The following is a 13,605-nucleotide window of genomic DNA, read 5'->3' as shown; positions in this document are numbered from 1 at the left end:
TCCGTGGACACCTTTGCGCTGATCGTGACCATCGGGGTCGCGCTCGGATTCACGTACACGAACGGCTTCCACGATTCGGCGAACGCCATCGCCACGTCGGTGTCCACCCGGGCGCTGACCCCCCGGGCCGCGCTCGCCATGGCCGCGGTGATGAACCTCGCGGGCGCGTTCCTCGGCAGCGGGGTCGCGCACACCGTGAGCAGTGGTCTGATCGCGACGCCCCAGGGCTCCAAGGGGATGGGCATCCTCTTCGCCGCGCTCATCGGGGCCATCGTCTGGAACCTGGTCACCTGGTACTTCGGTCTTCCGTCGTCCTCGTCGCACGCGTTGTTCGGCGGTCTGGTGGGGGCGGCGCTCGCGGGCGGTACGACCGTTCTGTGGTCCGGCGTCCTCGACAAGGTCATCATCCCGATGTTCCTGTCGCCGGTGGTCGGCCTGATCGGCGGCTATCTGGTGATGTGCGCGATCATGTGGCTGTTCCGCCGGTCCAACCCGCACAAGGCCAAGAGGGGTTTTCGGATAGCCCAGACGGTTTCGGCGGCCGGTATGGCGCTCGGGCACGGTCTGCAGGACGCGCAGAAGACGATGGGTATCGTCGTGATGGCGCTCGTCATCGGTGACGTCCAGGGCGCCGACGATCCGATTCCGGTGTGGGTGAAGATCTCCTGCGCCGTGATGCTGTCCCTCGGTACGTACGCGGGTGGGTGGCGGATCATGCGGACGCTGGGGCGGAAGATCATCGAGTTGGATCCGCCGCAGGGGTTCGCCGCGGAGACGACCGGGGCGTCGATCATGTTCGCTACGGCGTTTCTGTTCAAGGCGCCCATCTCCACGACGCATGTCATCACGTCGGCGATCATGGGGGTGGGGGCGACCAAGCGGGTGAACGCCGTGCGGTGGGGTGTCGCCAAGAACATCGTGCTGGGGTGGTTCATCACCATGCCGGCGGCGGCGTTGGTGGCTGCGGCCAGTTTCTGGGTCGTGGACCTGGCGTTCCTGTAGGGACCCGCGGGTTCCCTCCGGGGGTCTGCGAAGGATTTCTCTCGCCCCCGCCGCCCCTACGCGACCCATCCCCTAACCGGGGCTCCGCCCCGGACCCCGGCATGGGGCTCCGGCCCTGCATCCCGGCATGGGGCTCCGGCCCTGCATCCCGGCATGGGGCTCCGCCCTGCATCCCGGCATGGGGCTCCGCCCTGCACCCCGGCATGGGGCTCCGGCCCGGTCCCCGCCAAGGGGCTGCGCCCCCTGGACCCCCGCATCGCCCGAAGGGCTTGTCCTCAAACGCCGGACGGGCTGGAGGGCATGGCCTCGGCCGGAGGCCCCCCGCGCACGCCGAGATCCGCCGCGTGTGCCCGCGCCAACAGGACAGGGCCGCGTCCTCAGCGTGGGCCGGCATCTCCGAGGTAGGCCCCGTCTCCGGTGTGGGCCCGCATCTTCCGCGCGAGTCCGCAGCGCAGCCCCCGTCTTCCGCGCGAGTCCGCAGTGCAGGTTCCGTCTGAGGTGCGAGTTCGCAGCGCAGGTTCCGTCTGAGGTGCGCGGGCGTGGTTTCAGGCTGGGGGCGGCTGGACCCGGAGACGGGAGCGGGCCCGCCCCCGGGAGCCGGGGGCGGGCCCTTCTCGTCCTCGCGGTGGCACCGCCATGCAGCACCGCGAGGGGTTTGTGGGGGGTCGGCTCAGCCGAAGCGGCCCGAGATGTAGTCCTCGGTGGCCTGGACCGACGGGTTGGAGAAGATGCGCTCCGTGTCGTCTATCTCGATGAGGCGGCCGGGCTGGCCGACCGCGGACAGGTTGAAGAACGCCGTGCGGTCGGAGACGCGGGCGGCCTGCTGCATGTTGTGCGTCACGATGACGATCGTGAAGCGCTCCTTCAGCTCACCGATGAGGTCCTCGATGGCGAGGGTGGAGATCGGGTCCAGGGCCGAGCACGGCTCGTCCATGAGCAGGACCTGCGGCTCCACCGCGATCGCCCGCGCGATGCACAGTCGCTGCTGCTGGCCGCCGGACAGGCCCGAGCCGGGCTTGTTCAGGCGGTCCTTGACCTCGTTCCAGAGGTTCGCGCCCTTGAGGGACTTCTCGACGATGTCGCTGAGCTCGGACTTCCGGTAGGAGCCGTTGAGCTTGAGGCCCGCCGCCACGTTGTCGAAGATCGACATGGTGGGGAAGGGGTTGGGACGCTGGAAGACCATGCCGATCGTGCGGCGCACGGCGACGGGGTCGACGCCCTGGCCGTACAGGTCCTCGTCGTCCAGGAGGACCTTGCCGTCGACACGGCCGCCGGGGGTGACCTCGTGCATCCGGTTGAGGGTGCGCAGGAAGGTCGACTTGCCGCAGCCGGAGGGTCCGATGAAGGCCGTCACCGAGCGCGGTTCGACCGTCATCGAGATGTCTTCGATCGCCTTGTGGGCGCTGTAGTAAGCGGTCAGACCGCTTACGTCGATTCGCTTGGCCATGTCAGTCACTGCTTCTTTCGAGAGGTTCGGGTCGCTGATTGGCCGCGTCAGCGGCCCGTCTTCGGGGCCTTCCAGCGGGCGATGCCGCGGGCCGCCAGGTTCAGGATCATGACGAAGGCGATGAGCGCGAGTGCCGCCGCCCAGGCCCTGTCGTAGGCCGCGCCGGAGCCGGCGCTGTTCGCGTACTGCTGGTAGATGTACAGCGGCAGCGAGGCCTGCGGGTCCGAGAACGGGTTGGTGTTGATGAAGTTCGTGCCCCAGACCAGGAGCAGCACCGGGGCGGTCTCGCCCGTGATGCGGGCGACCGCGAGCATCACACCCGTGGTGATACCGCCGATGGACGTCGGCAGGACCACCTTGATGATGGTGCGCCACTTCGGGACACCCAGCGCGAGGGAGGCCTCGCGCAGCTCGTTCGGTACGAGCTTGAGCATCTCCTCCGTGGAGCGGACCACGACGGGCATCATCAGGATGGACAGGGCGAGCGAGCCGGCGAAGCCGGAGTAGCCCATGTCCAGGATCAGGATCCAGAAGCTGAGGATGAACAGGCCGGCGACGATCGACGGGATGCCCGTCATGACGTCGACGAAGAAGGTGACGGCCTTGGCGAGCTTGCCCCGCCCGTACTCCACCAGGTAGACGGCGGTGAGCACGCCGATCGGCACGGCGATCAGGGTGGCGATGCCGACCTGCTCCAGGGTGCCGATGATCGCGTGGTAGATGCCGCCACCGGTCTCGGTGTCGGCGACCACACCCATGGAGTGGGTCAGGAAGTAGATGTCGAAGACCTTCACGCCACGCTTGGCGGTCTCCCAGATCAGGGAGGCCAGCGGGACGATGGCGACGAGGAAGCAGACCCAGACGAGGCTGGTCGCGACCCGGTCCTTGGCCTGGCGGCGGCCCTCGACGCGGGCCGAGATGCCGTAGGTGCCGAGGATGAAGAGGATCGCGGCGATCAGGCCCCACTGGACCTTGCTGTCGAGGCCGCCCACCAGTCCGATGACCACGGCGAGGACGAGCGCGCCCACGGCGATCCCCCACGGGGACCACGAGGGGAGGCTGGCGCCGCGCAGGCTGCTGGGGCGCCTCTCGGTGACGGATGCGTGGCTCATGCGTTGGCCCCCGAGTACTCCTTGCGGCGGTTGATGATCATCCGCGCGCCGCCGTTGACCAGCAGAGTGATGACGAACAGGACGAGACCGGAGGCGATCAGCGCGTCCTGGCCGAGCGGGGTGGCCTCGCTGAACTTGCTCGCGATGTTCTGCGCGAAGGTGCCGCCGCCCGGGTCGAGCAGGCTGGCGTTGATCTCGAAGGTGGGCGAGAGGACCGTGGCGACGGCCATCGTCTCGCCGAGCGCGCGGCCGAGGCCCAGCATCGAGGCGGAGATCACACCGGAGCGGCCGAAGGGCAGCACCGACATGCGGATGACCTCCCAGCGCGTGGCGCCGAGCGCGAGAGCGGCCTCCTGGATCATCAGCGGAGCCTGGCGGAAGACCTCGCGGCTCACGTTGGTGATGATCGGCAGGATCATGATCGCGAGCAGGACGCCGACGGTGAGCATCGAGCGGGGGGCGCCGCCCTGCCAGTCGAAGATGCCGGTCCAGCCGAAGTAGTGGTCGAGCCAGCCGAACAGGCCGTCCATGTGGGGGACCAGGACGAGGGCGCCCCAGAGGCCGTACACGATGGACGGGACGGCGGCGAGCAGGTCGATCACGAACCCGATGGGGCCGCCGAGCTTGCGCGGCGCGTAGTGCGTGATGAACAGCGCGATGCCGACGGCGACGGGGACCGCGAGGGCCATGGCGATGATCGAGGAGACCACCGTGCCGAAGGCCAGCACCGCGATGCCGAAGCTCGGCGGCAGCAGGTTGGTGTTCCACTCGAACGTCGTGAGGAAGTTCCCGTGGTCCTCGCTGATCGCGTTGGCCGCGCGATAGGTGAGGAAGGCCGCGATGGCGGCCATGATCACCAGAAGGAAGATGCCGGACCCACGGGAGAGGCCGAGGAAGACGCGGTCTCCGATGGGGGAGGCGCCGCGGTCGGCGATCTTCGTGCCGGGCGCGGAAGTCTGTGGGGTGGGAGGTGGCGCTTCAGTGTTCTGTGTCGTTATGTCCATGAGGATTCTCCGGTCTGCGGAACCGTAAGGGGTGGCGGCTCCAGGCGGCGGTGCACCGGACGGTGCGGCCCGCCTCGGGTGAGGCGGGCCGCACACTCAGGTCAGCTCAGGTTCGAGACGGCGGCGCGAACCTTGGTGATGATCTCGGCGGGGATGGGCGCGTACTGCGCGTCGGTCAGAAGCTTCTGACCGTCCTCGCTCGCGATGTAGTTGAGGAAGGACTTCGTGGCGGGCAGGGTGTCGGCCTTGTTGCCCTTCTCGCAGACGATCTCGTAGGTGACCAGGGTGAGCGGGTAGGCGCCCTCCGTGGTCGGCTTGTAGTTCAGGCCGAGGGCCAGGTCGTTGCCGCTGCCCTTGACCTCGGCGCTGGCGATCGCCTTGGTGGCGTTCTCGACGCTGGCCTTCACCGGGGTGGCGGCGTCCGTCTTGAGGTCGACGGTGCTGATGCCGTCAGCGGCGTAGGAGAGCTCGAAGTAGGAGATCGCGCCGGCGGTCTGCTTGACCTGCTGGGCGAGACCGGCGGAGCCCTGCGCGGACTGGCCGCCCTTGGCCTGCCACGCCTTGCCGCCGGAGTAGTTCCAGTCGGACGGGGCGACGGCCTTCAGGTACTTGGTGAAGTTGTCCGTGGTGCCGGACTCGTCCGAGCGGTGGAACGCCTGGATCTTGGTGCTGGGCAGCTTCGCGGAGGGGTTGAGCTTCGCGATCGCGGAGTCGTTCCACTTCGTGATCTTGCCGTCGAAGATCTTGGCGATGGTGGACGCGTCGAGGACGAGGCCGTCCACGCCCGGCAGGTTGTAACCGATCGCGATCGGGCCGCCGACCATCGGGAGGTCGATCGCCGGGTTGCCGCCACAGGCCTTCGCGGCCGCGCCGACCTCTTCGGGCTTCAGCGGGGAGTCCGAACCGGCGAACGCGGTCTGGCCCTGCGTGAACGCCGTCACACCGGCACCCGAACCCGTCGGGTTGTAGTTGATCTGGACGCCGGAGCAGGCCCGGGTGAACTCCTTCACCCAGGCGTCTATGGCGTTCTTCTGCGCGGAGGACCCGGAGGCCTGCAGCTGGCCCTTGGCGTCGTCGCACTTGATGGCGCTGGCGCTCGTGGCGGAGGAGGTCGCCTTGTCGCCACTGTTGCTCTTGCCACCGGTGTCGTCCGAGCCGCACGCCGTGAGGGCCAGGGCGCCGGAGACGGCGACGGCACCGAGCGAGAGGGCGCGAAGCCGGTTCTTGCGCTGAAGCTTCACTTTTCGGGAGTTCCTTCCAGGAGCCGCCGTCGAGTGGCGGCGTGCGATGTCGGTGGTAGGCGGAAGCCGTGTCCCAGGACTTGCCCGGGGCGCGGTCCGCACCGCGTAAGGCCGAAATTAGGCAGAAGAGGTGAAGGCGCCGATGGCCATAAGTGAACGGAGGGTGAACCCCTGCGGTCGGTGCGGTGAGGTCACGGAACGCTTACGTCGAGGACACGGGGCGGTTTCCGACAACTCGGGTCGCATGGGTAACTCTAGGCAACCAGACGCAATCGTTCAGGTTTCGGCGCGAGAGGCGTGACGGGGCCGGATGCGGTGCTGTGCGGGCATACGGCGCACGGCCTCCTCGTACGGGCGCGGAGTCCGGGCGGGGTGCGACGGCGTGCGCCGGCCTCAGGGTGCGTACCGGTCCGTACCTCATGACTCGTACGGCCTACGCGAGATGCAGCGAGTGCAGCAGCGCGTCGACCAGGTCGCGGTCCCTGGGCTGGGTCAGGCGGTGCCGGGCCGCGGGCGGCGGGAGCCACAGGACCCGGTCGACCTCGCTGTTCGGGCGGAAGCAGCCGTCCGCCGCCTCGGCCGCCCAGTAACGGACCTCCTTGGTGCGTCCGCCGACGACGTATCCGAGCGTGGGCAGGGTGGCGCCCGGCACCGCGGAGTACCCCGTCTCCTCCTCGACCTCCCGCAGCGCCCCCGCCAGGGCGTCCTCGGCGCGCTTGAGCTTGCCCTTCGGATGCGACCAGTCGTCGTACTTCGGACGGTGGACCAGACAGACCTCCAGCTCGCCGTCGACGGGCGAGCGGCGCCACAGGACGCAGCCCGCCGCCCGGATGATGTCGGTGCCGTCGGTCATGGGGTCTCCCTCAGGGGGTGCGTGCGGCTTCCTTCTGCCAGCTCTGCTGGAACGCGAAGCGTGCCGCCTCCACCTCGTGCCGCTGGTCCGCGTGGAGCACTCCGAGCGCGTACGCGGTCGCCGGCGCGATGCGCGGGGTGCGGGCCGCCGACGCCGCGGCCGCGGCCGCCTCGGCCGCGTCCCGGTGCCGGTCGAGGGCCTGACCCGCGCCGAGCAGCCGTACGTCGGAGGGGACGTCCTCCTGGTAGAGGCACTCGCGCGCGTAGCGGTGCAGCCGCAGCAGCAGCCGGACCTGGTGCCAGGGCGCGTCCTGGGGGTGGGGAGCGGCGTCCGCGGACAGGCCGTGCACCAGGGCCTCCGCGTTGTACGGATGCCCCGCGGTGAGCAGCGGCAGCGCGGCGACGGCGTCGATGAGCCGGTCCTGTGCGGCGGCCGCCAGCGGGCGCAGGTCGGCCGCGGTGGCCGCCGTGGTGAGCGGTACCTCGCTCGCGAGGACGGCGACGCTGTCCGCGACCGCGTGGAAGCGGGAGGAACCCAGTGCCTGGAGTGCCGCCGAGTGCGCCCGGGTGCGGGCGAGGGTCAGCTGCCGGTCGAGCAGCGCGCCCGCCTTCGCCGCCCCGATGGTCAGGTGGCCCTTGGGGGGAACGTCGGAGCCCCCCGCGGTCTGCGTGGGGAAGCCGGTCGGGCCGGACAGCCGGTTCAGCGCGCCGAGCAGCCGCTCCAGCCGGGCCGCGTAGGCGTGCTCGCGCGCCAAGGTGCCCGACAGCCAGGCGAGTTCGGGGCGCATGCCCTCCGACCAGTCCGTGTCGAGGAGGGGCCGGAAGGTGTGCAGGGTGCCGCTGATGCGGCGGGCCGAGCGGCGCAGGGCGCGCGCCGCGTCGACAGAATCCGCCGAGCCGCCCGCCGCGGCGCCGGTCTCCCGGTGCTGCCGCAGCGAACGGAGGAACTCCGTGGCCTGGTCCCGCAGATAGTCCGCGAGGACCTCGCCGACGGGTGTACCGCCCTGCACGCGAGGGTCCCGCAGGTCGGGCGGGACCGCCAGCCGGGGTGAGGACCCGGCCGTGGGGTCGGTGGGGTCAAGGTGTTGCTGTGCCACGCCGGCGCCTCCGGGCGTCTATGAGCATCTCCTGGACGTTCCGCAGCGGTTGGCCGTCCTGGTCGGTCGCATGCCGGGTCCATTCGCCGTCCGGGCCCAGGTGCCAGGAAGCGGTGGTGTCCGACATCCCGGTCTCGAACAGCCGGCTGAGGGCTGCCCGGTGGGCCGGGTCGGTGATCCTGACCAGGGCCTCGATCCGCCGGTCGAGGTTGCGGTGCATCATGTCGGCGCTGCCGATCCACACCTCGGGCTCGCCGCCGTTGCCGAACGCGAAGACCCGTGAGTGTTCCAGGAAGCGGCCGAGCACCGACCGGACCCGTATGTTTTCGGACAGGCCCGTGACGCCGGGCCGGACCGCGCAGATGCCGCGCACCCACACGTCGACGGGGACTCCGGCCTGGGACGCGCGGTACAGCGCGTCGATGATCGCCTCGTCCACCATCGAGTTGCACTTGATGCGGACGTAGGCGGGGCGTCCCGCGTTGTGGTGCTGGACTTCCTTGTTGATCCGCGCGATCAGGCCGTCGCGCAGCGACTTCGGGGCGACCAGGAGCCGGCGGTAGGTCTCGCGGCGCGAGTAGCCGGAGAGCCGGTTGAAGAGGTCGGAGAGGTCGGCGCCGACCTGCGGGTCGGCGGTGAGCAGTCCGAGGTCCTCGTACAGCCGGGCGGTCTTGGGGTGGTAGTTGCCCGTGCCGACGTGGCTGTAGCGGCGCAGGGTGTCGCCCTCCTGCCGGACCACCAGCGACAGCTTGCAGTGGGTCTTCAGCCCGACGAGTCCGTACACGACGTGGCAGCCGGACTCCTCCAGCTTCCTGGCCCACTTGATGTTGGCCTGTTCGTCGAAGCGTGCCTTGATCTCCACGAGGACGAGGACCTGCTTGCCGGACTCGGCGGCGTCTATCAGCGCGTCGACGATGGGGGAGTCGCCCGACGTCCGGTACAGCGTCTGCTTGATCGCCAGGACGTCCGGGTCGCTCGCCGCCTGCTCCAGGAAGGCCTGTACGGAGGTGGAGAAGGAGTCGTACGGGTGGTGCAGCAGGACGTCGCGCTCGCGCAGGGCGGCGAAGATGTCGGGCGCGGACGCCGACTCGACCTCCGCGAGGTCGCGGTGGGTGCCCGCGATGAACTTCGGGTACTTCAGCTCGGGCCGGTCGAGGGCGCCGATGCCGAACAGGCCGGTGAGGTCCAGCGGGCCCGGCAGCGGGTACACCTCGGCCTCGGAGATCTTCAGTTCCCGTACCAGCAGGTCGAGGACGTACCGGTCGATGGACTCCTCGACCTCCAGGCGCACCGGCGGCCCGAAGCGGCGCCGCATGAGCTCCTTCTCCAGGGCCTGGAGGAGGTTCTCGGTGTCGTCCTCCTCGACCTCGAGGTCCTCGTTGCGGGTGAGGCGGAAGGTGTGGTGCTCGAGCACCTCCATGCCCGGGAAGAGCTCCTCCAGGTGGGCCGCGATCACGTCCTCGATGGGGACGTAGCGGTCGGGGGAGGCCTCCAGGAAGCGGGAGAGCAGCGGCGGGACCTTGACGCGCGCGAAGTGCCGGTGGCCGCTGACCGGGTTCCGCACGACCACGGCCAGGTTCAGGGACAGGCCGGAGATGTACGGGAAGGGGTGCGCGGGGTCGACCGCCAGCGGGGTCAGGACCGGGAAGATCTGGTGCCGGAAGAGCGTGAAGAGGCGGGCCTGCTCCTTCTCGGTGAGCTCGCTCCAGCGGACCAGGTGGATGCCCTCCTCCGCGAGCGCGGGGGCGACGTCCTCCTGGTAGCAGGCCGCGTGCCGGGCCATGAGCTCGCGCGAGCGGGCCCAGATCATCTCCAGGACCTCGCGTGGCTGCAGGCCGGAGGCCGACTTGGTGGCGACGCCGGTCGCGATGCGGCGCTTGAGGCCGGCCACCCGGACCATGAAGAACTCGTCCAGGTTGCTGGCGAAGATCGCCAGGAACTTCGCCCGTTCGAGGAGGGGCGTGCTCGGGTCCTCGGCGAGCTCCAGGACGCGTTCGTTGAACGCCAGCCAGCTGCGTTCCCGGTCCAGGAACCGCCCCTGCGGGAGCTGGATGCCGTCCTGCACCGTGTCCTCGTACGCGTCGAGGTCGGCGTCGAGGTCGGGCTCCAGGTCGGAGACGTTGGCGGCGACGGTGTGCGGCCGGTGCGCGGCGATGGAACCGACGGACGGCTGCGGGTGCTGGACCTGGGCCTGGGCGCTGGGCTGGTTCATGGACCCATTCTTCCGCGCCGGACGCGAGACCGGCGCGTCGGAGCGGGCGGGCGGCAGCGCGGCGAGACGGATGACGGCTCCCCGGCTCACGGCTTCGTCCTGCCGGGAGTGCCCCTGGCGGGGCACGGACACGGGTTCGTCCGCCGTCGACGGCTGGGGCTCGTTCTCCGGTGGAGGCGAAGGCTCTGGCACGGCGGGCTTCATTGGCTGAGCGTCGCAAGCTCGTCTGAATCGATGGTTACGGCGACATGACGTGCGGGATATCGGGGAGCGGCCCCCGGACGTCCAGATGTCCGGGGGCCGCGTACGTCCCCACCCCCGTGGAGGGCGTACGGGACAGGTCGCAGCGGCTGATTCCGCCCCCTCCCCGCAGCGCCGGGGCGGGGTCTACGCGGTGCGGCGGCGCAGCAGCCGGAAGGCGGTGGCGGTGGCCGCGGTGGCGACGGCGAGGACGATGCCGGTCTCCACCAGGTGGAGGGGCCAGAAGTGGGAGACCGGATGGTAGACCGCGTAGTGGCCGGTGATGCCGTGGTCGGCCGCGCAGCGTCGGATCCGCGCGGCCGTACCGACGCAGTGCCCGTAGTCGGGGTTCGCGACCCGGTGGCCGTGGACGAGCACCCCGTTCTCCAGCTGCCAGGCCCGGTGGGGGAGGCCGGCCGCGGTGACGCCGGTCCGGGTGACCTTGGGCCACAGGTCGGCGCGGAAGGTCCCCAGGATCTGGTTGAGCAGCAGCATCAGGGCGAGGGTGACGCCGAGGGCGGGCAGCGCGCGTCCCAGCAGCAGGCCGGCGAGCGCGCCGACGGCCAGGGCACACAGGGCGTACGCGACCGTCGCCGGGCCCAGGGCGACGAAGGTGTTGAAGCCGCTCCAGCCGTCGTCCAGCCGGTCCGGGTTGTTCGACCAGACCCAGCGGAAGAGCGGTACGAGCACCGCGCCGCCGAGCGTGAGGGCCAGCGCGGGTACGGCGAGCTTGGCGGTCAGCCAGCGCACCGGCGACACCGACTGGGTCCAGGCGAGCTGTGCGGTGCCCGACTCCAGTTCCCGGGCGACCAGGGAGGCGCCCGCCCAGGCGGCCACGGCGCAGAAGGAGAAGCACAGCGCGAGGCCGGCCCAGCGGATGGTGGCGCCGTAGAAGAGGGTGGCGGTGACGGAGCAGGCGTCGTGGTGCGCGCAGCGGGCCAGCTCCGCGCGGGCCCTGTCGGCCTCGATCTCGACGGCCCACACCAGGAGCCCGGCGACGACGGCCACGAACGCGCCCCACAGGACGAGTGCCGGGCGGTGCACGCGCAGGACGGTCCACGGGAGTCCGCTGACGGTGTTCACCGGCGGGCCTCCTTCGGGGCGGCGCCGACCTGCCGGGTCAGCAGCCGGAAGGCGGTGAGGACGGCGAGCGCGGCGAGGGCCAGGACGATCCCGGCCGCCACCCACTGGAGGGGCCAGTAGTGGGAGTACGGGTGGGAGTCGCGGTAGAAGCCGACGGCGCGCAGTTTCGCGTACAGCTCGCGGCACGGGGTGCTGAGGTCGCTGCCGCAGTGCGGGTCGGCGAGGTGGCCGCCGGTGGAGGTGAGGAGACCTTCGTCGACGGTGATGCCGACGCCCGTGGGGCCGTTGTGGTGCAGGTCGGTGACGGTCCGCACCGTTGGCCACAGGTGCGGCAGGGCCAGACCGGTGCCGAGACCGACGGCGGCCGTGCAGAGCACCGACAGGGCGAGCGCGGCCAGCGAGCGGCGCAGTGCGAGGCCGGTCAGCGCGCCGGCGGCCAGACCGAACAGGGCGAGGGCGACGGTGGTCGGGCCGTTGGCGTGGAAGGTGAGGGCGTCGGTCCAGTCCTTGGCGGTGTCGATCCGGGTCTGGCTCCTGCGCCAGGTCCGCTGGTGCAGCAGGACCAGCACGCTCGTCCCGGCGGTGACGAGTGCGGCCGGGAGGGCCAGCTTGACCGCGAGCCAGCGGGCCGGGGAGACCGACTGGGACCAGGAGAGCCGCGCGGTGCCGGTCTCCAGTTCGCGGCCGAACAGCGACGCGCCCGCCCAGGCGGCGACGAGGAACGGCACGCAGGTCACCGCGATGGTGGCGTACTGGGAGAAGGACTTGTAGACGAGGAGCGAGTCCTGGTCGTAGGCGCAGGCGGCCTCCTGGCAGTGGTCGTACTGCCGCCAGGCGGTGGCCGCCGCGTCCATCGCCGGGCCGTGCAGCCACAGCAGCAGGCCGGTGAGGACGGCGAACAGGCCGGCCCCGGCGTACAGGGCCGGACGGTGCAGCCGCAGGACCGTCCGGACCAGGCCGAGCGAGGCCGAGGGGCGGCGGACGGGTGCCGCCGGGGTGCCGGTGGTGGCGGGCGCGGTCATACGGCGGGCTCCTGGGCGCGGGCGGGGGTGAGGATCAGCGCGGGGGCCGCGGGGTTGCGCAGGTGTGCGAGGACCAGCTCCTCCAGCGAGGGCGCGGTGGCTCCGGCGTCGGCGGGGTAGGGGCCCTGCGGGCGGATCAGGGCGGTCTGCTGGCGACCCGTGGTGCGGGACTCGACCACGGTGTGCGGGGCGAGGTCGCGGACCGGGCCGGTGGTCAGGGTGTGCGCGGCCAGCAGGTCGTCCAGGTCGCCCGCGAGCCGTACCCGGCCGTCGCCTATCAGCAGCAGGTAGTCGCAGGAGCCCTCCAGTTCGGCGACGACGTGCGAGGACATCACGACCGTCGTCCCGTACTCGGCGGCCTCGGCCATCAGGGTGCCCATCAGTTCGTGCCGGGCGAGCGGGTCGAGGTCGGCCATCGGCTCGTCCAGGAGCAGGAGTTCGGGCCGTTTGCCGAGTGCGAGGGCGAGGGCCACCCGGGTGCGCTGGCCGCCGGAGAGCGCGCGGATCCTCTTCTTCGGGTCCAGGCCGCCGACCTCGTACGCGATCCGTCCGGCGACCCGGTCGTCCCAGCGGGCGGGGTTGAGCTCCTGGCCCAGGCGCAGTGTCTGGGCCACGGTGAGCTGCGGGTACAGCGGCTTGTCCTGGGCGACGTACGCGACGCGCTCGCGGGCGGCGGCCGGGTGGGTGCCGAGCACGGTGAGGGCGCCCTCGGTGGGGGCGAGCAGGCCGGCCGTGTGGGACAGCAGGGTCGACTTGCCCGCGCCGTTGGGACCGACGACGGCGCAGACGCGTCCCGCGGGGAGCCGGAAGGAGCACGCGCGCAGTGCCCAGCTCCCGCGTCGCCCGAAGCGCTTGCCGAGCCCGGCCGCCTCGATGGCGGTGTTGCTCATTCCTGATCTCCCTTGGCGTGTTCCTGAGTGAAGCGGTCGTCGATTGCGGAGGCGAAGAGCGCCGCCATGTCGTCCCGGCCGAGCCCCGCCGCGCGAGCCCGTGTCACCCAGGCGTCCAGTTCGGCGCGCAGGGGCGAGTCGGCCGGGGCGGTGATGCCGAGCGAGCGGCGTACGAAGGTGCCGAGGCCGCGTCTGGCCTCGACCAGGCCTTCGCGCTCCAGCTCGCGGTAGGCCTTGAGGACGGTGTTCGGATTGATCGCGGTGGCTTCCACGACCTCGCGGGCGGTGGGGAGCTTGTCGCCGGGTTCGAGCAGGCCCAGCCGCAGGGCCTGCTTGGTCTGCTGGACGATCTGGACGTACGTGGCGACACCGCTGCGCCGGTCGATGCGGTACTCCACCACTC

12 protein-coding genes are annotated in these 13,605 nt (G+C 71.1%); 1 reads left to right on the top strand and 11 read right to left on the bottom strand.

Going from position 1 to position 13,605, the window contains the following annotated elements:
• The first annotated feature begins 3 nt into the window (after positions 1–3).
• On the top strand, positions 4–1,002 hold the full coding sequence (locus HEP85_RS19200) for an inorganic phosphate transporter (RefSeq protein WP_168528837.1): 999 nt from the start codon (positions 4–6) through the stop codon (positions 1,000–1,002).
• Between the two features lie 670 nt (positions 1,003–1,672).
• Here the strand turns inward: HEP85_RS19200 and pstB are convergent.
• The 11 genes from pstB to HEP85_RS19145 all read right to left on the bottom strand — a co-directional run bounded on the left by pstB (position 1,673) and on the right by HEP85_RS19145 (position 13,603).
• The gene (gene pstB / locus HEP85_RS19195; protein ID WP_168528836.1) at positions 1,673–2,449 is read right to left on the bottom strand and encodes a phosphate ABC transporter ATP-binding protein PstB; all 777 of its coding nucleotides are present in this window, start codon (positions 2,447–2,449) and stop codon (positions 1,673–1,675) included.
• 47 nt (positions 2,450–2,496) lie between these two features.
• The gene (gene pstA, locus HEP85_RS19190) at positions 2,497–3,561 is read right to left on the bottom strand and encodes a phosphate ABC transporter permease PstA (RefSeq protein WP_168528835.1); all 1,065 of its coding nucleotides are present in this window, start codon (positions 3,559–3,561) and stop codon (positions 2,497–2,499) included.
• Positions 3,558–4,565: a phosphate ABC transporter permease subunit PstC gene (gene pstC, locus HEP85_RS19185; RefSeq protein ID WP_168528834.1), complete on the bottom strand. Its 1,008-nt coding sequence runs from the start codon at positions 4,563–4,565 to the stop codon at positions 3,558–3,560. The genes pstA and pstC overlap by 4 nt, the downstream gene beginning before the upstream one ends.
• Before the next feature lie 101 nt (positions 4,566–4,666).
• Positions 4,667–5,806, bottom strand: a complete 1,140-nt coding sequence (gene pstS, locus HEP85_RS19180; RefSeq protein ID WP_168528833.1) for a phosphate ABC transporter substrate-binding protein PstS — start codon at positions 5,804–5,806, stop codon at positions 4,667–4,669.
• A 433-nt stretch (positions 5,807–6,239) separates the two neighbouring features.
• Complete coding sequence (locus HEP85_RS19175; protein ID WP_168528832.1) at positions 6,240–6,659, bottom strand: NUDIX hydrolase; 420 nt, start codon at positions 6,657–6,659, stop codon at positions 6,240–6,242.
• A 10-nt stretch (positions 6,660–6,669) separates the two neighbouring features.
• Positions 6,670–7,755 (bottom strand): CHAD domain-containing protein, encoded by a 1,086-nt coding sequence (locus HEP85_RS19170; protein WP_168528831.1) that lies wholly within the window; start codon positions 7,753–7,755, stop codon positions 6,670–6,672.
• Complete coding sequence (locus HEP85_RS19165) at positions 7,736–9,967, bottom strand: RNA degradosome polyphosphate kinase (RefSeq protein ID WP_187285603.1); 2,232 nt, start codon at positions 9,965–9,967, stop codon at positions 7,736–7,738. The genes HEP85_RS19170 and HEP85_RS19165 overlap by 20 nt, the downstream gene beginning before the upstream one ends.
• Before the next feature lie 387 nt (positions 9,968–10,354).
• Positions 10,355–11,290, bottom strand: coding sequence for a hypothetical protein (locus tag HEP85_RS19160; protein ID WP_168528830.1), 936 nt, complete (start codon positions 11,288–11,290; stop codon positions 10,355–10,357).
• On the bottom strand, positions 11,287–12,312 hold the full coding sequence (locus HEP85_RS19155) for an ABC transporter permease (RefSeq protein WP_168528829.1): 1,026 nt from the start codon (positions 12,310–12,312) through the stop codon (positions 11,287–11,289). The genes HEP85_RS19160 and HEP85_RS19155 overlap by 4 nt, the downstream gene beginning before the upstream one ends.
• Complete coding sequence (locus HEP85_RS19150; protein ID WP_168528828.1) at positions 12,309–13,202, bottom strand: ABC transporter ATP-binding protein; 894 nt, start codon at positions 13,200–13,202, stop codon at positions 12,309–12,311. Before HEP85_RS19150 ends, HEP85_RS19155 begins: the two co-directional genes overlap by 4 nt.
• Positions 13,199–13,603, bottom strand: coding sequence for a GntR family transcriptional regulator (locus tag HEP85_RS19145; RefSeq protein WP_168528827.1), 405 nt, complete (start codon positions 13,601–13,603; stop codon positions 13,199–13,201). Before HEP85_RS19145 ends, HEP85_RS19150 begins: the two co-directional genes overlap by 4 nt.
• Positions 13,604–13,605: the final 2 nt, after the last annotated feature.

The organism is Streptomyces sp. RPA4-2 (genome assembly GCF_012273515.2).
Taxonomy (GTDB): Bacteria; Actinomycetota; Actinomycetes; order Streptomycetales; family Streptomycetaceae; genus Streptomyces; species Streptomyces kaempferi.
Note: the sequence above shows the minus strand (reverse complement) of the source record. Positions and strands in the feature narration are given on the sequence as shown.